The sequence below is a fragment of the Pseudomonas sp. p106 genome (assembly GCF_003936645.1).
GTDB classification, from domain to species: Bacteria; Pseudomonadota; Gammaproteobacteria; order Pseudomonadales; family Pseudomonadaceae; genus Aquipseudomonas; species Aquipseudomonas putida_E.
Map to the genome: position 1 here is coordinate 24,767 of NZ_RHQR01000019.1, position 21,192 is coordinate 45,958.

21 protein-coding genes and 1 pseudogene are annotated in these 21,192 nt (G+C 62.8%); 11 read left to right on the forward strand and 11 right to left on the reverse strand.

What is annotated here, in order from left to right:
• Nucleotide 1: 1 nt before the first annotated feature.
• Complete coding sequence (locus EGJ09_RS20845; protein ID WP_125924689.1) at nt 2-796, forward strand: phosphatase PAP2 family protein; 795 nt, start codon at nt 2-4, stop codon at nt 794-796.
• Nucleotides 797-823: 27 nt separating this feature from the next.
• Here EGJ09_RS20845 and EGJ09_RS20850 read toward each other — a convergent pair whose 3' ends face one another.
• Entirely contained in the window at nt 824-1,225 is a 402-nt protein-coding gene (locus tag EGJ09_RS20850; RefSeq protein WP_012316719.1) for an RNA-binding S4 domain-containing protein, read from the reverse strand.
• A 109-nt stretch (nt 1,226-1,334) separates the two neighbouring features.
• Here EGJ09_RS20850 and EGJ09_RS20855 point away from each other — a divergent pair, with 109 nt between their 5' ends.
• Both EGJ09_RS20855 and rimK read left to right on the forward strand, forming a co-directional pair.
• Nucleotides 1,335-1,817, forward strand: a complete 483-nt coding sequence (locus tag EGJ09_RS20855) for an ATP-dependent zinc protease (protein WP_039603122.1) — start codon at nt 1,335-1,337, stop codon at nt 1,815-1,817.
• Entirely contained in the window at nt 1,814-2,719 is a 906-nt protein-coding gene (gene rimK / locus EGJ09_RS20860; protein ID WP_012316721.1) for a 30S ribosomal protein S6--L-glutamate ligase, read from the forward strand. Before EGJ09_RS20855 ends, rimK begins: the two co-directional genes overlap by 4 nt.
• Before the next feature lie 120 nt (nt 2,720-2,839).
• On the opposite strand, the gene EGJ09_RS20865 is transcribed toward rimK, so the two are convergent.
• Together EGJ09_RS20865 and ompR are read right to left on the reverse strand one after the other, a co-directional pair.
• Nucleotides 2,840-4,153 (reverse strand): ATP-binding protein, encoded by a 1,314-nt coding sequence (locus EGJ09_RS20865; RefSeq protein WP_046788225.1) that lies wholly within the window; start codon nt 4,151-4,153, stop codon nt 2,840-2,842.
• Nucleotides 4,154-4,166: 13 nt separating this feature from the next.
• Nucleotides 4,167-4,907, reverse strand: a complete 741-nt coding sequence (ompR, locus tag EGJ09_RS20870) for a two-component system response regulator OmpR (protein WP_046788224.1) — start codon at nt 4,905-4,907, stop codon at nt 4,167-4,169.
• Between the two features lie 227 nt (nt 4,908-5,134).
• On the opposite strand from ompR, the gene EGJ09_RS20875 reads away from it, so the two are divergent.
• The 4 genes from EGJ09_RS20875 (at nt 5,135) to EGJ09_RS20890 (ending at nt 10,200) form a co-directional block, all read left to right on the forward strand.
• Nucleotides 5,135-7,459 carry a Tex family protein gene (locus EGJ09_RS20875; RefSeq protein WP_119687938.1) on the forward strand — a complete coding sequence of 775 codons (2,325 nt, stop codon included), beginning with the start codon at nt 5,135-5,137 and terminating at the stop codon, nt 7,457-7,459.
• The gene (locus EGJ09_RS20880) at nt 7,459-7,842 is read left to right on the forward strand and encodes a PaaI family thioesterase (RefSeq protein WP_012316725.1); all 384 of its coding nucleotides are present in this window, start codon (nt 7,459-7,461) and stop codon (nt 7,840-7,842) included. The genes EGJ09_RS20875 and EGJ09_RS20880 overlap by 1 nt, the downstream gene beginning before the upstream one ends.
• A gap of 154 nt (nt 7,843-7,996) precedes the next feature.
• Complete coding sequence (gshA, locus tag EGJ09_RS20885; RefSeq protein ID WP_177433175.1) at nt 7,997-9,574, forward strand: glutamate--cysteine ligase; 1,578 nt, start codon at nt 7,997-7,999, stop codon at nt 9,572-9,574.
• Nucleotides 9,574-10,200: a TetR/AcrR family transcriptional regulator gene (locus EGJ09_RS20890; RefSeq protein WP_046788222.1), complete on the forward strand. Its 627-nt coding sequence runs from the start codon at nt 9,574-9,576 to the stop codon at nt 10,198-10,200. The genes gshA and EGJ09_RS20890 overlap by 1 nt, the downstream gene beginning before the upstream one ends.
• Nucleotides 10,201-10,322: 122 nt before the next feature.
• On the opposite strand, the gene EGJ09_RS20895 is transcribed toward EGJ09_RS20890, so the two are convergent.
• From EGJ09_RS20895 to EGJ09_RS20930, 8 genes and pseudogenes are all read right to left on the reverse strand, one after another.
• Nucleotides 10,323-10,538 (reverse strand): molybdopterin-binding protein, encoded by a 216-nt coding sequence (locus EGJ09_RS20895; RefSeq protein ID WP_008095172.1) that lies wholly within the window; start codon nt 10,536-10,538, stop codon nt 10,323-10,325.
• Between the two features lie 44 nt (nt 10,539-10,582).
• Complete coding sequence (gene ssuB / locus EGJ09_RS20900) at nt 10,583-11,395, reverse strand: aliphatic sulfonates ABC transporter ATP-binding protein (protein WP_125924691.1); 813 nt, start codon at nt 11,393-11,395, stop codon at nt 10,583-10,585.
• Nucleotides 11,392-12,189, reverse strand: a complete 798-nt coding sequence (ssuC, locus tag EGJ09_RS20905) for an aliphatic sulfonate ABC transporter permease SsuC (RefSeq protein ID WP_125924692.1) — start codon at nt 12,187-12,189, stop codon at nt 11,392-11,394. The genes ssuB and ssuC overlap by 4 nt, the downstream gene beginning before the upstream one ends.
• Nucleotides 12,190-12,199: 10 nt before the next feature.
• Nucleotides 12,200-13,348 carry an FMNH2-dependent alkanesulfonate monooxygenase gene (gene ssuD, locus EGJ09_RS20910; RefSeq protein WP_012316730.1) on the reverse strand — a complete coding sequence of 383 codons (1,149 nt, stop codon included), beginning with the start codon at nt 13,346-13,348 and terminating at the stop codon, nt 12,200-12,202.
• Nucleotides 13,349-13,408: 60 nt separating this feature from the next.
• The gene (locus EGJ09_RS20915; protein ID WP_125924693.1) at nt 13,409-14,374 is read right to left on the reverse strand and encodes a sulfonate ABC transporter substrate-binding protein; all 966 of its coding nucleotides are present in this window, start codon (nt 14,372-14,374) and stop codon (nt 13,409-13,411) included.
• 122 nt (nt 14,375-14,496) lie between these two features.
• Nucleotides 14,497-14,736, reverse strand: a pseudogene (locus EGJ09_RS20920) (NAD(P)H-dependent oxidoreductase); the annotation flags it as partial.
• A gap of 292 nt (nt 14,737-15,028) precedes the next feature.
• The gene (locus EGJ09_RS20925) at nt 15,029-15,667 is read right to left on the reverse strand and encodes a peroxiredoxin (RefSeq protein ID WP_125924694.1); all 639 of its coding nucleotides are present in this window, start codon (nt 15,665-15,667) and stop codon (nt 15,029-15,031) included.
• Nucleotides 15,668-15,832: 165 nt separating this feature from the next.
• Nucleotides 15,833-17,164: an OprD family porin gene (locus EGJ09_RS20930; RefSeq protein ID WP_046788217.1), complete on the reverse strand. Its 1,332-nt coding sequence runs from the start codon at nt 17,162-17,164 to the stop codon at nt 15,833-15,835.
• A gap of 500 nt (nt 17,165-17,664) precedes the next feature.
• Here EGJ09_RS20930 and tauA point away from each other — a divergent pair, with 500 nt between their 5' ends.
• The 4 genes from tauA to tauD are packed head-to-tail and all read left to right on the forward strand — an operon-like array spanning nt 17,665 to nt 21,160.
• On the forward strand, nt 17,665-18,636 hold the full coding sequence (gene tauA / locus EGJ09_RS20935) for a taurine ABC transporter substrate-binding protein (protein WP_125924695.1): 972 nt from the start codon (nt 17,665-17,667) through the stop codon (nt 18,634-18,636).
• Nucleotides 18,637-18,649: 13 nt separating this feature from the next.
• Nucleotides 18,650-19,438 (forward strand): taurine ABC transporter ATP-binding subunit, encoded by a 789-nt coding sequence (gene tauB, locus EGJ09_RS20940; RefSeq protein WP_115273131.1) that lies wholly within the window; start codon nt 18,650-18,652, stop codon nt 19,436-19,438.
• The gene (gene tauC, locus EGJ09_RS20945; protein WP_125924696.1) at nt 19,435-20,274 is read left to right on the forward strand and encodes a taurine ABC transporter permease TauC; all 840 of its coding nucleotides are present in this window, start codon (nt 19,435-19,437) and stop codon (nt 20,272-20,274) included. The genes tauB and tauC overlap by 4 nt, the downstream gene beginning before the upstream one ends.
• Before the next feature lie 52 nt (nt 20,275-20,326).
• The gene (gene tauD / locus EGJ09_RS20950) at nt 20,327-21,160 is read left to right on the forward strand and encodes a taurine dioxygenase (protein WP_125924697.1); all 834 of its coding nucleotides are present in this window, start codon (nt 20,327-20,329) and stop codon (nt 21,158-21,160) included.
• Nucleotides 21,161-21,192 lie beyond the last annotated feature (32 nt).

The window sequence follows — 21,192 nt, forward strand, 5'->3', positions numbered from 1 at the left end:
TATGGACAATCGACCACTGTTAAAAGCAAGGTGGTCTTGGGGCCCCTTGGCAGCCTGCACCGTGCTGCCCATCGCTCTACTGTGTTTCTGGTTGTGGCCGTTTGGCCAGATCCTGTGCCTGACTTTCGACGAATGGCTGTTCCACAGCCTCAATGCACCGCTGGCCGACAACACCACCTGGCGCTATATCTGGACCGTCGGCAGCCTGCGCCCCTTCGACATCGTCGTGGGCCTGGTCCTTCTGGCCGTGCTGATTCGCGGTGACTGGGTATTCAAAGCCAGCCAGGTGCGTGAAGCCTTCTTCGGCTTTCTGGTTACGCTGATCCTCTTAGTGGTGATTCGCGCGCTGTTTTCCAAGTGGGTGGATGCAATGGGCTGGCAGCATGACAGCCCATCAATGCTATTCACCAACGCTGTGCACCTGAGCGACTACTACCCGAACCTTGAAAAGGCATGGGAGCTGAAAGACCGTTCCAGCAACAGCTTCCCGGGCGACCACGCCTCGGTATTGCTGATCTGGGCCTTGTTCATGAGCCTGTTCAGCCGGCGCCTGGCCCAGCACCTCGTGATCTGGGGCCTGGCGTTGCTGTTCATGCTGCCGCGCCTCGTTGCAGGCGCGCACTGGGGGCAGGATGACTACATCGGTGGCTTGCTGATGGCGGTGCTGGCGTTGGGCTGGAGCTGCCATACGCCACTGGCGGCCAAAGCTAGCGCGTTGCTGATGCGGTGGACGGCGCCTTTGTTTGCCCTCGCTGCCAGGCTACCGCTGGTCGGGCGCCTGGCGGTGGTCCGCTAGACGGCTGGGGCGGCTGCCCAGCCCCATTCAGTCAAAATTGCCGTGCAGCTGGTGAATCTGCCGCCGCTGCTTCTTGTTCGGCCGGCCGTCGGTGGTCACGCCCATCGCCCCGGCCTTGCGCAGCTCGGCTGCCTGCTCGCGGCGGCGCACACTCTCCTCGGTTTCTGCATACAGGGCCTGCGCTTCAGGCGCGCCCCGGCGTACCACCGACAGCGCCTTGACCACCACGGTACGCTCGTCGAAACCGGTACGCAGCACGAACTCGTCACCCACTCGCGGCTCCTTGCCGGGCTTGCAGCGCTCGCCCCGGCAATGCACCTTGCCACTTTCGATGGCGGCCTTGGCCAGCGCCCGGGTCTTGTAGAACCGCGCCGCCCACAACCATTTGTCCAGGCGTACCTTGTCGTCTTCTTCCGCTTTGTGTGCCATCCCGTTGCCTCGAATTCTGTCTTTCATCGAACTGTACTACCGTAACTGACGGATGCAAAAAGTCCCCGCCGTGCTTACAGTTCACCACCTCATTCGCAGGGTGTGCTTCGTGAAGACATTTGACCATCTGACTGTAATCGGCCTGCGCGAGTGGGTCGCCTTGCCCGACCTCGGTGTGGCGGGCCTGCGCGCCAAGATCGATACCGGTGCCAGCACCTCCAGCCTGCATGCCACCGAGGTGGAGCCCTTCGAGCGCGACGGCCAGCCATGGGTGCGTTTTACGGCCCACCTGGGTTCGATCGTGCAATTGCGCCACCGCCGCTGCGAAGCCCCGCTGGTCACCATGAAGACCATCAAGAGCTCCAACGGCCATGCCCAGACCCGTTACGTGATCCGCACCTCGTTGGCGTTGGGCGATGGCGTCTGGGAAGTAGAGTTCACCCTGGCCTGCCGCAAGAACATGCGCTATCGCCTGCTGCTCGGCTCCAAGGCACTCATTCACGGCCAGCTGGTGGTCAACCCCGGGCTCAAGTACGTGCAAGACAAACCGGCCTACCCGGCCACCCTATCTCCTGTCACAGGTGCTGCATGAAGATCGCTGTGCTGTCGCGCAATCCGCGTCTGTATTCCACCCGCCGGCTGGTCGAAGCCGGCACTCAGCGTGGCCATGAAATGGTGGTGATCGATACCCTGCGGGCCTACATGAACATCGCCAGCCACAAGCCGCAGATCCATTACCGCGGCAAGCCGCTGGAGGGTTTCGATGCAGTGATCCCGCGCATCGGCGCGTCAGTGACGTTCTACGGCTGCGCAGTGCTGCGCCAGTTCGAGATGATGGGCGTTTACCCGCTCAACGAGTCGGTGGCCATCGCCCGCTCGCGTGACAAGCTGCGTTCGTTGCAGTTGTTGTCCCGGCGCGGCATCGGCCTGCCCATTACCGGGTTCGCCCACTCGCCGGACGACATCCCCGACCTGATCCAGATGGTCAATGGCGCCCCGCTGGTCATCAAGGTGCTGGAAGGCACGCAAGGGATCGGCGTGGTGTTGTGCGAGACAACCCAAGCGGCCGAGTCGGTGATCGAAGCGTTCATGGGCCTGAAACAGAACATCATGGTTCAGGAATACATCAAGGAGGCCGGCGGTGCCGATATCCGCTGCTTCGTGGTGGGCGACAAGGTGATTGCTTCGATGAAGCGCCAGGCCAAGCCAGGCGAGTTTCGCTCCAACCTGCATCGCGGCGGTGTGGCCAGCCTGATCAAGATCACGCCTGAAGAGCGGATAACCGCCATTCGTGCGGCCAAGGTGATGGGCCTGAGCGTGGCAGGGGTGGATATTCTGCGCTCCAACCACGGGCCGCTGGTGATGGAGGTGAACTCCTCACCGGGCCTGGAAGGTATCGAGGTGACAACCGGCAAGAACGTGGCCGGGATGATCATCGAGCATCTGGAGAAAAATGGCGGGCCGAATCAGACCCGGACCAAGGGCAAAGGCTGAGGTTTTGGGGCTGCCGTGCAGCCCCATCGCCGGCAAGCCGGCTCCCACTGCTCTGCGGCTCAGTGATGTACCTGTGGGAGCCGGCTTGCCGGCGATAGGGCCATCACTGACAGCGAAGGCTCAAACCGCGTTACGCGGTAGCAAAAGCCCCAACGGCAACCTTACCCGCGCCTCGATCCCGCCCCCAGAACGGTTGCGCAACTCGACATTACCGCCATGCTGGGCGGCGATCCGCTTGACGATCGCCAGCCCCAACCCGGTGCCCTTGCCACCCCGCGCACGGTCCCCACGAATGAACGGGTTGAAGATGGTTTCCAGCTCCGACTCATCGATCCCTGCCCCCCGGTCCAGCACGCTCAGCACCACATAAGGCGCGCTCTCGTCGCCCGACACATAGGCGGCCACCTCGACCCCCTTGCCCGCGTGATGCAGCGCATTACCGATCAGGTTGCCCAGCATGCGCTTGAGGGAAACCCTGCGCAGCGGGAATGGCGGAATAGGCTCCAGGCACAAGCGCACACGCTCTTGCGGCTGGTTGTAGGGCGCCACCACTTCGCGCACCAGGTCGGCCAGGTCGACCTCCTCCAGCGGCTCGTCGCGGCCATCGCGAATGAAGGCCAGGAACTGGTCAAGAATCGCGTCCATGTCCTCGATGTCGCGGACCATGTCGTCGCTCAGTTCGTTGTCGCTGTTCAGCAAGGACAGCGACAGACGCAGGCGCGTCAGTGGCGTGCGCAAATCGTGGGACACACCCGCCAGCATCAGCTCGCGCTCACGCCCGGCCTGCTCGACATCCTCGGCCATCTGGTTGAACGCGCGATACACCTCGGTCATTTCGCTCGGCGTATCACTGATCGGCAGACGTACACTGCGGCCCTGGCCCAACTGACGGGCAGCGAACACCAGGCGCTTGAGCGGCTGGTTGAGCTGGCGCACGAAGATCCACGCCGAAGCGGTGGACAACAAGCCGATGGCCAGGAACCAGCCAAGTACGTTCCAGATCTTCTGGCCACGCAACGGGTGCGGATAAAGCGGCACTTTCAGCCAGCCCGGGCCGAGGCTTGGCGCGTTGACCCACAACGCAGGCGGTGCGTGGATGCGCAAGCGCACTTCGGTGTCTTCGCCCAGTTCGGCCTGCATCTGCCGTTGATAGATTTCGCTGTAGGGCCAGTGCTGCTCGCCCTCCGGCACGCCGGAGCCGGTCACCCGGATCAGGCCTGCGGCTTCGGCAATCTTGTCGCGGTTTTCTTCATCGGCCGCCCAATAGGCGCGCAGCGTCAGCGCCACACCATGGCTGTACTGCCGATCGACCAGCACATCCTCGTTCATCAGCAGGTAGACCAGGGTCAGCGCCTTGGAGAACAGGACAACGATCAGCACCAGCCACAGGGTGCGGGCGAAGAAGCTTTGCGGGAACCAGACCGGAGTTTTCATCGAAGGCCAGGCTTCATTTGCCAGCGTTTCCGTCCGGTACGAAGACGTAACCTACGCCCCACACAGTCTGGATATACCGCGGTTTGGAAGGGTCCGGTTCGATCATGCGGCGCAGGCGCGAAATCTGTACGTCGATCGAGCGCTCCAGGGCATCCCACTCACGGCCACGGGCCAGGTTCATCAGCTTGTCGCGGGTCAACGGCTCACGGGCGTGCATGACCAGGGCCTTGAGCACGGCGAATTCACCGGTGGTGAGCATGTGCACTTCTTCGCCACGCTTGAGTTCACGGGTGGCCAGCGACAGCTCGTAATCGCCGAAAGTGACCGACTCGTCCTCGCTGCCCGGAGCGCCCGGTACCGTCGGTGCCTGACGGCGCAGCACGGCCTTGACCCGCGCCATCAGCTCGTCCGGGTTGAACGGCTTGCCCAGGTAATCGTCAGCGCCCAGTTCAAGCCCCTTGATGCGGCTGAGTTCGTCACCCTTGGCGGTGAGCATGATGATCGGGATCTGGTTGTTCGACTGGCGCAGGCGCTTGCACGCGGACAAGCCATCCTCGCCCGGCAGCATCAGGTCGAGCACCACCAGGTTGAATACCTCGCGCTGCAGCAGGCGGTCCATCTGTTCGGTGTTGGGCACCGCGCGGGCACGGTAGCCCTTGCTGGTGAAGAAACGTTCCAGCAGGCTGCTGAGCCCCGGATCGTCGTCGACGATGAGAATCTTGTCACCTTCAGCGTTGTTTGCGGTGCCGGTCATGAATAACTCCTCTGAGATCGCCGCGCATTATGGCGTAGCCATTGCCACGCGTGCCGTGAGCATTGTTAGCAGATTTTTCCCCCGGCGCCACTTCCCGGCCTCTGCGACTGGCCTGGCGCCATCACCGCAAGCCGTCTGCGATGGGTATAATGCGCGGCTTTCTCCAGTGCCGCCGGGCGGAACAAGCGCCTCGCAGCCCCCGTATTCACAATTGTCAGGTGGTTTACATGGACAGCATCAACAGCCGTATCGCCGAGGAACTGGGCGTACGCCCTCAGCAGGTCGAGGCGGCCGTGGGCCTGTTGGACGAAGGCTCTACCGTGCCCTTCATCGCCCGTTACCGCAAGGAAGTGACCGGTAGCCTGGACGACACCCAGTTGCGCCACCTGGAAGAGCGCCTGCGCTACCTGCGCGAGCTGGACGAGCGCCGTGCGAGCATCCTGTCCAGCATCGAGGAACAGGGCAAGCTGACCCCTGAGCTGGCCCGCGAGATCAAGCTGGCCGACACCAAGACCCGCCTCGAAGACCTTTACCTGCCGTACAAGCAAAAGCGCCGCACCAAGGGCCAGATCGCCCTGGAAGCCGGCCTGGGCGAGCTGGCCGACGGTCTGTTCAACGACCCGCAACTGGCGCCGGAAAGCGAAGCCGCGCGCTTCGTCGATGCCGACAAAGGTGTCGCCGACGTCAAGGCCGCCCTCGAGGGCGCCAAGTACATCCTCATGGAGCGTTTCGCCGAAGACGCTGCCCTGCTCGACAAGCTGCGCAACTTCCTCAAGCAGGAAGCGGTGCTCAGCGCCCGCGTGGTGGCTGGCAAGGAAGAGGAAGGCGCCAAGTTCCGCGATTATTTCGCCCATGACGAACTGCTGCGCACTTGCCCGTCGCACCGCGCACTGGCCATTTTCCGCGGCCGCAACGAAGGCGTACTGAGCGCGTCGCTGAAGGTTGGCGAAGAGCTGCCGGGCACCCTGCACCCGTGCGAAATGATGATCGGCAGCCACTTCGGCGTGGAAAACCGCAACCGCCCGGCTGACAAGTGGCTGGGCGAGGTGGTGCGCTGGACCTGGAAGGTCAAGCTGTACACCCACCTGGAAACCGACCTGTTCGGCGAGTTGCGCGACAACGCCGAAAGCGAGGCGATCAACGTCTTCGCCCACAACCTGCACGACCTGCTGCTGGCCGCCCCGGCCGGCCCGCGCGCTACCCTGGGCTTCGACCCAGGCCTGCGTACCGGCTGCAAGGTCGCGGTGGTCGATGCCACCGGCAAGCTGCTGGACACCGCCACGGTCTATCCGCACGCACCGCGCAACGACTGGGACCGCACGATATCGGTACTGGCCGCACTGTGCGCCAAACACTCGGTGGAGCTGATCGCCATTGGCAACGGCACCGCCAGCCGCGAGAGCGACAAGCTGATCGCCGAGCTGGTTAAAAAATACCCGGCGCTGAAGATCACCAAGATCATGGTCTCCGAAGCCGGTGCGTCGGTGTACTCCGCATCGGAGCTGGCTGCCCGTGAATTCCCTGACCTGGACGTGTCGATCCGTGGCGCCGTGTCGATTGCCCGCCGCCTGCAGGACCCGCTGGCCGAACTGGTGAAGATCGACCCCAAATCCATCGGTGTCGGCCAGTACCAGCACGATGTGTCCCAGGTGAAGCTGGCCCGCGGCCTGGACGCGGTGGTCGAGGACTGTGTGAACGCCGTGGGCGTGGACGTCAACACCGCTTCGGTCGCGCTGCTGACCCGCATCTCCGGCCTCAACGCCACCCTGGCGCAGAACATCGTCGCGCACCGCGACGCCAATGGCCCGTTCGCCACCCGTGCCGCACTCAAGAAGGTCAGCCGCCTGGGTGAGAAAACCTTCGAGCAGGCCGCAGGCTTCCTGCGCGTAATGAACGGCGACAACCCGCTGGATGCCTCCGCCGTGCACCCCGAGGCCTACCCGCTGGTGAAACGCATCGCCGCCGACACCGGCCGTGACATCCGCTCGCTCATCGGCGACAGCGGCTTCCTCAAGCGCCTGGACCCCAAGCAGTTCACCGACGAAACCTTCGGCCTGCCCACCGTCACCGACATCCTCCAGGAACTGGACAAGCCCGGCCGTGACCCGCGCCCCGAGTTCAAGACCGCCACCTTCCAGGACGGCGTCGAAGACCTCAAGGACCTGGAGCCCGGCATGATTCTCGAAGGCGTGGTCACCAACGTCACCAACTTCGGCGCGTTCGTCGACATCGGCGTGCATCAGGACGGCCTGGTGCACATCTCGGCGCTGTCCGAGAAGTTCGTCAAGGACCCGCGCGAAGCGGTCAAGGCCGGCGACGTGGTCAAGGTCAAGGTCATGGAAGTGGACATCCCGCGCAAGCGTGTCGGCCTGTCCATGCGCATGAGCGATACCCCGGGCGAAAAAGTCGAAGGCAACCGTGGTGGCAACCGTGGCAATGGCGGCAACCGCCCGCAGCAGGCACCACGCCAGCGCGAAACCGCTAGCGCCGCCCCGGCGAACAACGCCATGGCTGCGCTCTTTGCCAACGCCAAGCAGTTGAAAAAGAAGTGATGGAGATCCCCAAAGAGCTCGTTGAAAGCGCCTACAGCCAGCTGCTGGGCTGCCGCCTGCAACGCCTGGACACGGGCGTTGCAGAGGTGGCACTGGCGCTTGAGCCGCACCTGCGCAACCGCGGCCAGAAGCTGCACGGCGGGGCCATCTTCAGCCTGGTGGACATCGCCATGGGCCTGGCCTGCTCGGCCAGCCATGGTTTCGACCAGCAGAGCGTGACCATCGAATGCAAGATCAACTACATGCGTGCGGTCGGTGACGGCGAGGTCCTGTGCACGGCGCGGGTGCTGCACGCCGGGCGCCGTACCCTGGTGGTCGACGCCGACGTAGTCCAAGGCGACAAACTGGTCGCCAAAGCGCAGGGAACCTTCGCGGTTCTCTAGCTCACCAAACGGTATCTGCGGTATTTTGCGGCAGTGCGCTGGCACTGCCGTAACCGCGTAAACCAGGCGACAACGCCAGTTCCTTTCCTCCTACCCTTGTAGACCGTCAACTCTACCCCCATATTGGGGCGACTGATGCGTGAAGGAAACCATCTTGAGCGACCTCCTCAACCGCCGCCTGAGCCTGCTCGGCGCCAATCTCCCCCTGCTCAAGCAGTGCCTGCACGGTATTGAGCGCGAATGCCTGCGCGTCACCGACGAAGGTCGCCTGGCTCAGACCCCGCATCCGGAAAACCTGGGTTCGGCGCTGACCAACGAGCAGATCACCACCGATTATTCCGAGTCGCTGCTGGAGTTCATCACCCCGGCCCTGCCCGACCCGGCCCAAGTGCTGGAAAGCCTCGAGCAAACCCACCGCTTCGTCTACAGCAAGCTTGGCGACGAATTGCTGTGGAGCCCGTCGATGCCGTGCACGCTGCCGGCCGAGGAGGACATCCCGATCGCCGAGTACGGGGCCTCGAACATCGGCAAGCTCAAGCACGTCTACCGCAAGGGCCTGGCCCTGCGCTACGGCCGCACCATGCAGTGCATCGCCGGCATCCACTACAACTTCTCGTTGCCTGAAGCGCTGTGGCCGCTGCTGCGCGCCGCCGAGGGCAACGACCAGAGCGACCGCGACTACCAATCGGCGGCGTACATTGCGCTGATCCGCAATTTCCGCCGTTACAGCTGGCTGCTGATGTACCTGTTCGGTGCCTCGCCAGCCCTGGACAAAGGCTTCCTGCGTGGCCGCCCGCACCAGCTCGAAGAGCTGGACGCCGAAACCTTGTACCTGCCCTACGCCACCAGCCTGCGCATGAGCGACCTGGGTTACCAGAGCAATGCTCAGGCCGGCCTCACTCCCTGCTACAACAACCTGGCCAGCTATACCGACAGCCTGCGCAAGGCGGTGGGCACGCCCTACCCGCCCTATGTGGAAATCGGTACGCATGTGGACGGCGAATGGGTGCAGTTGAACACCAACATCCTGCAGATCGAGAACGAGTACTACTCGAACATCCGCCCCAAGCGTGTCACCTACACCGGCGAGCGGCCGATCCAGGCCCTGACCTCACGCGGCGTGCAGTATGTCGAAGTGCGCTGCCTGGACATCAACCCGTTCCTGCCGGTAGGCATCGACCTGACCGAGGCGCGCTTCCTCGATGCGTTTCTGTTGTTCTGTGCCCTGGAAGACAGCCCGCTGCTGGACAATGGCGAGTGCGGCCAGTGCACCGACAACTTCCTGAGTGTGGTCAAGGAAGGCCGTCGCCCAGGCCTTGAGCTGCGCCGGGACGGCCAACCGATCGAGCTGAAAGCCTGGGCCAGCGACTTGCTTGGGCGCATCGGCCAACTGGCTGAGCTGCTCGATCACGCTCAAGGCGGCGACGAACATGCCAAAGCCCTGGCCGCACAGCAGGCCAAAGTCGACGACGCTTCGCTGACGCCATCGGCCCAGGTGCTCGCGCGCATGAGCGAGCATGAGGAAAGCTTCATCCAGTTCTCGCTGCGCCAGAGCCGCCTGCACGCGCAAACGTTCCGTGAGCAACCGCTGCCCACAGAGCGCCAGCAAGCCTACGAGACCCTCGCCCGCAATTCGCTGGCCGAGCAGTCACGCCTCGAGCAGCAGGAAGTCGGTGACTTCGATCAGTTCGTCGGCGCCTACCAGGCCAGCATCCTGGCGATCAGCAACTGATGACCCGCAGCACCACCCCGCGCAAGCCGCGCGCCAGCAGCCAGGCCAGGATCGAGGCGATCCTGGCGGCGGCGCGCGAGCTGTTGGCCGAGCAAGGGGTGGCAGCATTGTCGATCTACAGCGTGGCCGAACGGGCGCAGATTCCACCCTCGTCGGTGTATCACTTCTTTGCCAGCGTGCCGGCACTGCTCGAAGCGCTGACGGCCGATGTGCACCGGGCATTTCGCGAGGCGTTGAGCGCACCGATAGACAGCAGTGCACTCGGCACCTGGCATGAGCTTTCGCGGCTGATCGAACAGCGCATGCTCGACATCTACAACGAGGATGCTGCAGCGCGTCAGTTGATCCTGGCCCAGCATGGCCTGAGCGAAGTGGTGCAGGCGGACCGGCAGCACGACATGGAGCTGGGTGAGTTGATGCACAAGCTGTTCGACCAGCATTTCCGGTTGCCGGTAATGCCTGCGGACGTGGATGTGTTTGCACTGGCCATGGAGTTGAGCGACCGGGTGTATGCGCGCTCGGTACAGTTGCACGAGGCGATCACCCCGCGCATGGCCGAGGAAGGCAAGCGGGTGTTCGAGGCGTACCTGGGCTTGTACCTGCCGCCGTTTCTTGCCAAACGCTGATCTTGCTGGGGCCGCCCTGCGGCCCTTTCGCGACACAAGGCCGCTCCTACAGGAAATCGCGTTCCCCTGTAGGAGCGGCCTTGTGTCGCGAAAGGGCTGCAAAGCAGCCCCAAATGCCCACATCACAGCTTGGCGATGGACACTTCAGTCGATTTCACAAAAGCGATCACTTCACTGCCCACCTGCAGTTCCAGCTCCTTCACAGAGCGGGTGGTGATCACCGAGGTGACGATGCCGGAAGCGGTCTGCACATCGATTTCCGACAATACCGGGCCTTCGAGGATTTCTTTCACGGTGCCTTTGAACTGGTTGCGGACGTTGATGGCTTTGATAGTCATGATGTGCTTCCTTCTCTATGGCTTCAGTCTGGTAAGTGAGTCATTCAGTGCGCCCAACGCAGTTGCGTGGGCAAAGGGGCTACAGGGTCCGGCTCGGGCGCAGTGCCCGGGGCCGACAGAACACGGTTGAGCACTTCGCTTTCCAGCGCGGCCAGACGGTGCGAACCACGCACCCTTGGCCGTGCCAGATCGACGTTGAGGTCCAGGCCGACTGCGCCGTCCTCGATAAGGATCACCCGGTCGGCCACGGCAACGGCTTCGTTGACGTCATGGGTGACCAGCAGCACGGTGAAGCCGTGCTGACGCCACAGGCGTTCGATCAGTTGCTGCATCTCGATACGGGTCAGGGCATCCAGCGCACCCAGCGGCTCGTCCAGCAGCAGCAGGCGTGGCTGATGAATCAGCGCCCGGGCCAACGCCACGCGCTGCTTCTGGCCACCCGAGAGCGCTGCCGGCCATTCATTGGCGCGGTCAGCCAGGCCAACCGCCTCCAGTGCTTCCAGCGCACGGGGGCGCCAGTGGCCGGACAGGCCCAGGCCGACGTTGTCGATCACCTTTTTCCAAGGCAGCAGGCGAGCGTCCTGGAACATCAGGCGGGTATCTTCGCGGGCCTCGGCCAGCGGTGCGGCACCGGCCAGAAGCTCACCGGCGCCGGGCTGGTCGAGCCCGGCCAGCAGGCGCAGCAAGGTGCTCTTGCCACAGCCGCTGCGCCCGACGATGGCAACGAACTGGCCGGCCGGAATGTGCAGGTCGATACCACGCAACACTTCACGCTGGCCAAAGGTCTTGCGCAGGCCATTGGCGGCCAGCGGGATACCCCGCAACAAGCGCGGCGGTTGTTCCTTGAGAATGGTCATGCGCCCTCCTTCCTGGCGACTTGGTAGGCCGGGTGCCAGCGCAACCAGACACGTTCCAGGCCGCGGGCGGCGAGGTCGGCGAGCTTGCCGAGCACGGCATACAGGACGATGGCCAGGACCACCACGTCGGTCTGCAGGAATTCACGGGCATTCATTGCCAGGTAACCGATACCGGCGTTGGCCGAAATGGTTTCGGCAACGATAAGGGTCAGCCACATGAAGCCCAGGGCAAAGCGCACACCGACCAGGATCGAGGGCAACGCGCCCGGCAGGATCACCTGGCGGAACAGGCCGAAGCCGGACAGGCCATAGCTGCGGGCCATTTCCACCAGCGCCGGGTCGACGTTGCTGATACCGTGGTAGGTGTTCAGGTAGATCGGGAACAGCGTGCCCAGCGCGACCAGGAAGATCTTTGCCGACTCGTCGATACCGAACCACAGGATCACCAGCGGGATCAGCGCCAGATGCGGCACGTTGCGGATCATCTGCACCGAGCTGTCGAGCAGGCGTTCGCCCCAGTTCGACAGGCCGGTGATGAAGCCCAGCACCAGCCCTATGCTGCCACCGATCAGAAAGCCCAGGCCGGCACGCCAGCCGCTGATGGCCAGGTGCGTCCAGATTTCACCGCTGCGTACCAGCTCGACACCGGCGCTGACTACGGCGCTTGGTGCAGGCAGGATGCGCGTCGACAACCAGCCAGCACTGACCGCCAGCTGCCAGACAGCCAACAGCAGTACCGGCAGCGCCCACGGCGCCAGGCGCTGGGTCAGAGTGGAGGACGTTGCACGACTCATGGCTGCGCCCTCAGCTCTGCGACACGGACTTGGGCAGGATGTCGTTGGCCACCATCTCGCCGAACGGGCTCACGTAGCCACCGGTCTGCGGTTGCTCCGGGCGCTGCACGTCCAAGTGCGGGAACAGCAGCTCGGCAACGCGGTAGGACTCTTCCAGGTGTGGGTAACCTGAGAAGATGAAGGTATCTATCCCCAGGTCTGCGTACTCCTTGACCCGTGCCGCGACAGTCGGGCCATCACCGACCAGCGCGGTACCGGCGCCACCGCGTACCAGACCGACACCCGCCCACAGGTTGGGGCTGACTTCGAGGTTGTCACGGTTGCCGCCATGCAATGCGGCCATGCGCTGCTGGCCCACCGAGTCGAAACGCGCCAGCGAGGCCTGGGCCCGGGCGATGGTGTCGTCGTCCAGGTGCGAAATCAGGCGGTCTGCCGCGGCCCAGGCTTCGTCGTTGGTTTCCCGCACGATCACATGCAGACGGATACCAAAGCGTACTTCGCGACCTTGCGCGGCAGCCTTCTCCCGCACCTGAGCGATTTTCTCGGCAACAGCGGCTGGTGGCTCGCCCCAGGTCAGGTACAGCTCGACCTGCTCGGCAGCAAGATCCTGGGCGGCTTCGGACGAGCCACCGAAATACAGAGGCGGGCGTGGTTGCTGAATGGGCGGATAGAGCAGCTTGGCGCCCTTCACCTGGATGTGCTTGCCTTGGTAGTCGACGTTCTCGCCCTCCAGCACCTTGCGCCAGATACGCGTGAACTCGACCGAGGCTTCGTAGCGCTCCTGGTGGTTCAGGTGCAGGCCATCACCGGCCAGCTCGTCGGGGTCGCCACCGGTGACCAGGTTGAACAGCGCCCGGCCGTTGGACAGGCGGTCCAGGGTTGCCGCCTGGCGCGCCGCGACCGTCGGCGAAATGATGCCTGGACGCAGGGCAACCAGGAATTTCAGATGCTGGGTCACCGGGATCAGCGATGCTGCCACCAACCAGGAATCCTCGCAGGAACGCCCGGTAGGGATCAGCACACCACCAAAGCCGAGACGGTCGGCGGCCTGGGCAATCTGTTGCAGGTAACCGTGATCGACCGCACGGGCACCCTCGGATGTGCCCAGGTACTTGCCGTCACCGTGGGTGGGGAGGAACCAGAAAATGTTAAGGCTCATTGGAGTTGTCTCCTTAAAGATGGCGAGGGCCACAGCGGCGCCCCGGCACAGGCGAATCAATCAAGGCGCGCTGGCGACCTTGGCCGGGGGTGTCCAGATCACGTCCTTGATGCTCAGCGGCTTGGGAATCAGCTTCAGCGCCTGGAAGGTGTCGGCGATTTTCTGTTGTGCGGCCACCACCTCGGGGGTCAGCGGCGCGGCACCGTAGCCTTGGCGCTTGACCGAAGTCAGGGTGATGTCGGCGGGCAGCCCGAGCAGCGCAGCAACCTGGTCGGTCACCTCCTGCGGGTTGGCCTGCGACCATTTGCCCACGGCGCGTACTTCTTCGATGAGGGCGTTGATCACAGCCGGATGCTGGGTCGCGTAGTTGCGGGTGGCCAGGTAGAACTGGTGGTTGTCGACCAGGTCTTTGCCGTCACGCAGGGTGCGTGCCTGCAGCTGCTGTTCGGCGGCGGCCTGGTACGGGTCCCAGATCACCCAGGCATCGACGCTGCCACGCTCGAACGCGGCGCGGGCATCGGCCGGCGGCAGGTAGACGGGCTGTATCTCGCTGTACTTGAGGCCGGCCTCTTCCAGGGCGCGGACCAGCAGGTAGTGAACGTTCGAACCTTTGTTGAGCGCAACTTTCTTGCCTTTGAGTTCCTTCACCGACTGGATCGGCGAACCCTTCGGTACAAGGATCGCTTCACTGTGCGGCGCAGGCGGTTCGTAGGCCACATAGAGCAGATCGGCACCGGCGGCCTGAGCGAATACTGGCGGCGTTTCACCAGTTACGCCAAAGTCGATGGAGCCGACATTCAAGCCTTCGAGAAGCGGCGGGCCACCTGGGAATTCGGTCCATTGCACCTGGATGCCCTGATCGGCCAGGCGCTTTTCCAGCGTGCCCTTGGCTTTGAGCAGCACCAGGGTGCCGTATTTCTGATAGCCGATACGCAGGCTTTCAGCCTGGGCTTGGGTAATGGCGCCGAAGGACACAGCCGCCGCAAACAGGGCGACCAGACCACGACGCAAGAAGACTGTGCGCATGGCGCTCTCCTGTGCGAGTAGGTTCGGGTTGCACCTGCTTGCCTCGTTGACGGGCGAGTAAGGTGGATGACGCGATAAAGCCGTTGTGCCGGTTCAGATGCTCCAGCGGGCACTGATCAAGCGTTCGTTGAGTACGCCGGGGTGGCGACGATCAGGCCGTCGGCCTGAGCCACCAGTTGCTGGAAGTGTTGCACCTGCGGGCTGTCGAAGCGCGCATGGAGCAGGTCCTCAGCGGCGAAGTCACGTACCTGGAAGGTCACCACCTCGGCGCCACGGTCCTGCAGCCACTGGCGCGAACGCTCGAGCAGCACGCCGGAGCGTGAACGGGTACTGGGGCTACCACCGATTGAGACGACCAGCATTGAAGCGCTTCCTTGTGTTCTGTTGGGGTGACATTAGCAGCCTGGATATATATCTATAAATCATATTTTTTCATTTATTTATTCCATAAAGTACTTTGTCGATTCTTTGATACTGGGGCCGCTTTGCGGCCCTTTCGCGACACAAGGCCGCTCCTACGAGGAACCGCGCCTTGTGTCGCGATGGGCTGCGCAGCAGCCCCACGCCTGAAGCGGTTTGTGCAGGCATAAAAAAGGGCCGTCGAAACGGCCCGAATATCCCTGCTATGGCTAAGAGCAATGCAACGAGAATGCTTCAGCGATTGGGTTGCGGGGTCAGCCGCAGGTAGGGTTTTACAGCGCGGTAGCCTTTCGGGAAGCGCTGCTTGATCTCTTCCTCATCCTTCAGCGAAGGCACGATCACCACTTCGTCGCCATCCTGCCAGTTACCTGGCGTGGCCACCTTGTGGTTGTCGGTGAGCTGCAGCGAGTCGATCACCCGCAGTATTTCGTTGAAGTTGCGCCCGGTACTGGCCGGATAGGTGATGGTCAGGCGCACCTTCTTGTTCGGGTCGATGACGAACAGCGAGCGCACGGTCAGGGTGTCGCTGGCGTTCGGGTGGATCAGGTCGTACAGGTCGGAAACCTTGCGGTCGGCGTCGGCGATGATCGGGAAGTTGACCACGGTGCTCTGGGTCTCGTTGATGTCCTCGATCCACTTGTGGTGCGAGTCGACCGGGTCTACGGACAGGGCGATGGCCTTGACCCCACGTTTGGCGAAGTCGTCCTTGAGTTTGGCGGTCAGGCCCAGCTCGGTGGTGCACACCGGGGTGAAGTCGGCCGGGTGAGAGAACAGCACACCCCAGCTGTTACCGAGCCACTCGTGGAAGCGGATCGTACCTTCGCTGGAATCTTGTTCGAAGTCGGGGGCGATGTCGCCGAGTTTGAGGCTCATGGGGTGTGGCTCCTGGGCTATGGGCTGGCCTTGTGAGGTTCAATGTGCCTGCATTCCGATAAAAACAAAAAGAATAAATAATGATTTGTTTATAACTTAATCGCACTTCGAGTTGCAGGCACAAAAAAACCTCGCACTAGGCGAGGCTTCTTGTTCAGCTACGGCTTACAGGAAATTGTAAGTGTAGTTGAAGATCAGACGGGTCTGATCCTGGTCAGCCAGCGAGCTGGTGCCAGTGCCACGGTATACGCCGTGACGCAGGCTGGCGCCCAGGCCCTTGAAGGTGCCTTCCTGGATAACGTAGTCAACGCGAGCGTCACGTTCCCATTCGCTGAAGGTACCGCCGCCAACGGCGTTCTTGCCGTCTTCACCTTTCAGGTAAGAAACCGAAGCTTTCAGGCCTGGCACACCCAGACGCGCGAAGTCATACGAGTACTGACCGAAGGTGGTGTTTTCACCGGCCTTGGCGAACTGGTTGATCATGCTGTCGGTGAACAGGTAGAAGCTGGCGCCACCAGCACCTTCCGGACGGCCATTACCATCACGGACCGAGCCCTGGTTCAGCCAGACAAAGCCGCCATCGTCGCTGACTTGCTGATGACCCAGCATCAGCGAGTGGCCACCCAGAGTGTACGTGAACATGGCCGACCAGGTCTTGTTGTCGACCTTGCCGTCATTCTTCTCGTAACCACCGTTGTTGTTGAAGTTGTACGCGCCCGAGCTGCCGTTCTTGCCGTCGCTGCTGCTGTCGAAGTAGCGCAGATCGGTCTTGAACGACTGGTCGTCGGCAATCTTGAAGACGTGAGTCGCACCGAGGAAGTGCTGTTTGTAGAAGTCTTTCAGGTTCGAGTAGTAGTACTGCAGGGTCAGGTCAGGCGTGAGCTTGTAGTCCAGGCCGCCGTAGATGAATTTGTTGCTGTCTGCAGTCGCACCGTTGACCGACAGGCCAGTACGGTTGCTCGAAGCACGACCCATGGCGTGGGTCAGCTGACCGGCATTGATGGTCAGGTTGTCGATTTCCTTCGACTGGATGGTGCCACCCTCGAAGGTTTGCGGCAGCAGACGGCCATCGTTGGAGACCAGGATCGGCAGGTTCGGCGCCAGGGCGCTACCGTAGTGAACTTCGGTCTTGGAGAAGCGAGCCTTGGCGTTGCCGCCGATACGCGCCCACTGGTCTACAGCCGAACCGTCGCTGTCGCTTGGGAAGAAGGAGCTGTTGTCAGGGTGATGACCTTTGCCGCCATCCAGGTGGATGCCCCACAGCGCTTGAACGTCTACGCCAAAACCAACGGTGCCCTCGGTGAAACCGGACAGGTAGTCGAGCTTGAAGCCTTGACCCGACTCGCGGTTGTCTGAACCGCCATCACGGTTATCGCCATTGAAATACATGGTGCGCGAGCTCAAAGACAATTTGCTGTCTTCAACGAAACCGGCAGCGCCTGCTTGTTGGGCGAGAACCCCCAGTGCCACGGCCAGAGCCAGGCTGGACTTGTACATGTTTTGCTCCTCTACGTTCTAATTTTTGTGTATCTCTGGCGGCGGGATCTGATGCCCTGCTCACCGTGGACTGGCGATTTAGTCCCAAAGAGTGACCAGCAAGTCAATCGTTACTGAACATTTCACGACTTTGGTCTAAGACGCCACCTGCGCTACAGGATAATGACAATCCTATAAATCCAAAATGACCGTTTTATGAATTTGTAAGATTTTTAAGGCATATGGTTGAAACCTTTACTGCCAAAAGCTGTATCGGCAGACGCTTGTAATAGCTTTAGGTTATTTGCAAACGTTTGCTCATATCCTTATTTCCAATCGCTCTGTTAAGCGGAAAAAGACCGACCATTTCACTTGGTCTTCGCCCAGAAGCCTGATCAAGCCCTTCAGCTTAAAGCGAATGGCTCCTATGCTAATTCCAAAACGTTATTTATTTTCTATTTCTTAGATCATCTAGCCTTCTTGCCATTCATCACACCGATTGCCTGACAAGAGGTTCGACCATGATCCCGCACGCTCCAATGCGCCTGCTCGCCGCCCTGACCCTCGCCGGCACCAGCGGGTTCGCCCAGGCCGCCGACCTGACCGTCGCCTACCAGACCACCGTCGACCCGGCCAAGGTGGCCCAGGTCGATGGCGACTACGAAAAAGCCAGCAAGGCCAGCATCGACTGGCGCAAGTTCGATAACGGCGCCGATGTGATCACAGCGGTAGCCAGCGGCGATGTACAGATCGGCTACCTGGGCTCAAGCCCGCTGGCCGCTGCCGCCACCCGCAAGCTGCCGGTGGAAACCTTCCTGATCGCCACCCAGATCGGCGCCGGCGAAGCGCTGGTGGCCCGCGACAGCATCAAGACCCCACAAGACCTGATCGGCAAGAAAGTCGCCGTGCCCTTTGTTTCCACCGGCCACTACAGCCTGCTGGCCGCGCTGAAGAGCTGGAACATCGACCCGTCCAAGGTGCAGATCCTCAACCTCGCCCCACCGGCGATCATCGCTGCCTGGAAGCGCGGCGACATCGACGCCACTTACGTCTGGGACCCGGCCCTGGGCGTGGCCAAGGAAAACGGCAAGGTGCTGATCACCTCCGGGGAGCTGGCCGAAAAAGGCGCACCGACCTTCGATGCCTGGATCGTGCGCAAGGACTTCGCCGACAAGCACCCCGAGGTGGTCAAAGCCTTCGCCAAGGTCACCCTCGACGCCTACGCCGACTACCGCAAAGACCCGCAGGCCTGGCTTGCCAACAAGGACAACGTGGCCAAGCTGGTGAAGCTGTCCGGTGCCAAGGCCAGTGATATTCCTGCTCTGTTGCAAGGCAACGTCTACCCGCTGGCCGCCGACCAGGCCAACGCCCTGGGTGCACCGACCACTCAAGCGCTGACCGACACCGCCACCTTCCTCAAGCAGCAAGGCAAGGTCGACGCCGTGTTGCCGGACTATTCGGCCTACGTCAGCGCCAAGTTCTTGCCCAATTGATCCGGAGCCCGTCATGGCCTTGCTAGAACTGGAGCGCATCAGCGCACAGTACCCCGGCGCCAGCACCCCTGTGCTGGCCGACATCAACCTCAGCCTGGGCCCAGGCCAGCTGCTGGTAGCACTGGGCCCCTCCGGCAGCGGCAAGACATCGCTGCTCAACCTGATCGCGGGCTTTGTCGCCCCCAGCGGCGGGCGCATCACCCTTGACGGCGTACCGGTGCAAGGCCCCGGCGCCGAACGCGGCGTGGTGTTTCAGGACGATGCTCTGCTGCCGTGGCAGAACGTGCTGGGCAACGTCGCCTTCGGTTTGGAGCTGGCTGGTGTAGCACGCGGCGAGCGAGAGGCCAAGGCACGGGAAATGCTGGCACTGGTCGATCTGGATGGCTTTGGCGAGCGGCGCATCTGGCAACTGTCCGGTGGCCAGAAGCAGCGTGTGGGCCTGGCCCGCGCGCTGGCGGCCGACCCAAGGGTACTGCTGATGGACGAGCCGTTCGGCGCCCTCGATGCGTTCACCCGCGAGCAGATGCAGGAACTGTTGCTGCAGGTCTGGCAGCGCACCGCCAAACCGGTGTTCCTGATCACTCACGACATTGAAGAAGCCGTATTCCTTGCAACCGAACTGGTGCTGTTGGCCCCAGACCCAGGCCGCGTGGTCGAGCGCCTGCAGCTGGACTTCGGCCAACGTTATGCCGCTGGCGAATCGGCCCGGGCCATCAAGTCTGACCCACGCTTCATTGAAACCCGCGAGCATGTGCTGGCGCGGGTTTTCTCTCAACGCCAAAGCCTGCAGGAGCACGCATGAGCAGCCTTGATCTGCCGGTCGCCAGCAAGCGCGACAGCCAAGCCCGGCCCGTTGATAAAGCGCGCCGCCAACTTTCCACCCGCTGGATCAGCACGCTAACCCTGGCCAGCCTGCTGCTGGTCTGGTGGCTGGTGACCGCCGCCGGCTGGATCGAGCCACTGTTCCTGCCAGCGCCCGGCGACATCCTGGCCAAAGCCTGGAGCTTGCTCACCCAAGGCTACATGGACGCCAGCCTGTGGCAACACCTGGGCGCGAGCCTGGGCCGCATCGGCCTGGCGCTGGTTGCCGCGACCCTGACCGCCATCCCGGCCGGTATCGCCATCGGCTACAACCGTGTGGCCCGCGGCATCCTCGACCCACTGATCGAGTTCTACCGCCCCATACCGCCACTGGCCTACCTGCCACTGATCGTCATCTGGTGCGGTATCGGCGAGTTGTCCAAGGTACTGCTGATCTACCTGGCAATCTTCGCCCCGATCGCCATCGCTACGGCCACCGGCGTGCGCACCGTCGACCCGGCCAGATTGCGCGCTGCGCAATCGCTGGGGGCGACCAAGGTGCAACTGATCCGCCATGTGATCGTGCCCAGCGCCCTGCCCGACATCCTCACCGGCATCCGTATCGGCCTGGGTGTGGGCTGGTCGACCCTTGTAGCCGCCGAGCTGATCGCTGCCACCAGCGGCCTGGGCTTCATGGTGCAGTCGGCGGCGCAGTTTCTGGTGACCGACGTGGTGGTGCTGGGCATCCTGCTGATCGCCCTGATCGCCTTCGCCCTGGAGATGGGCCTGCGCGCCCTGCAGCGCAAGCTGGTGCCCTGGCATGGGCAAAGCCACTGACCGATTGCGGACTGACCACGCCGGCTACCCGGCGCCTGGAGTGAGAAAAGACATGAGCCTGACCGTTACCCCCCTCAGCCCGGCCCTCGGCGCCCAGATCAGCGGCGTGGACATCAGCGGCGAGATTACCGTCGAGCAGCGCGACGCCATCGAGCAGGCACTGCTCCAACACCAGGTGTTGTTCTTCCGGGACCAGCCGATCACACCCGAGCAGCAAGCGCGCTTTGCCGCGCGCTTCGGCGACCTGCACATCCACCCGATCTACCCCAACGTACCGCAAACCCCGCAGGTGCTGATCCTCGACACTGCGGTCACCGACGTACGCGATAATGCCGTGTGGCACACCGACGTGACCTTCCTCCCGACCCCGGCGCTGGGTGCGGTGCTCAGTGCCAAGCAGTTGCCGGCCTATGGCGGCGACACCTTGTGGGCCAGCGGCATTGCCGCCTTCCAAGCCCTGTCGGCCCCGCTGCGTGAGATGCTCGATGGCCTGACTGCAACGCACGATTTCACCAAGTCGTTCCCGCTCGAGCGCTTTGGCACTACGCCTGAAGACCTGGCGCGCTGGGAAGCGGCCCGGCGCAACAACCCGCCGCTGTCACACCCGGTTGTTCGTACGCACCCGGTGAGCGGCCGCAAGGCGTTGTTCGTCAATGAAGGGTTCACCACGCGGATCAATGAGCTGAGCGAGTTGGAGAGCGAGGCGCTGCTCAAGCTGCTGTTCGCCCATGCGACGCGGCCGGAGTTCAGCATCCGCTGGCGCTGGCAGGAGAACGACGTGGCGTTCTGGGACAACCGCGTCACTCAGCATTTTGCGGTGGATGATTACCGGCCGAACCGGCGGGTGATGCATCGGGCGACCATCCTGGGGGATGCGCCGTTCTGAAAGAACCTTGGGAGGCCTTTGGCCTCCTTTCG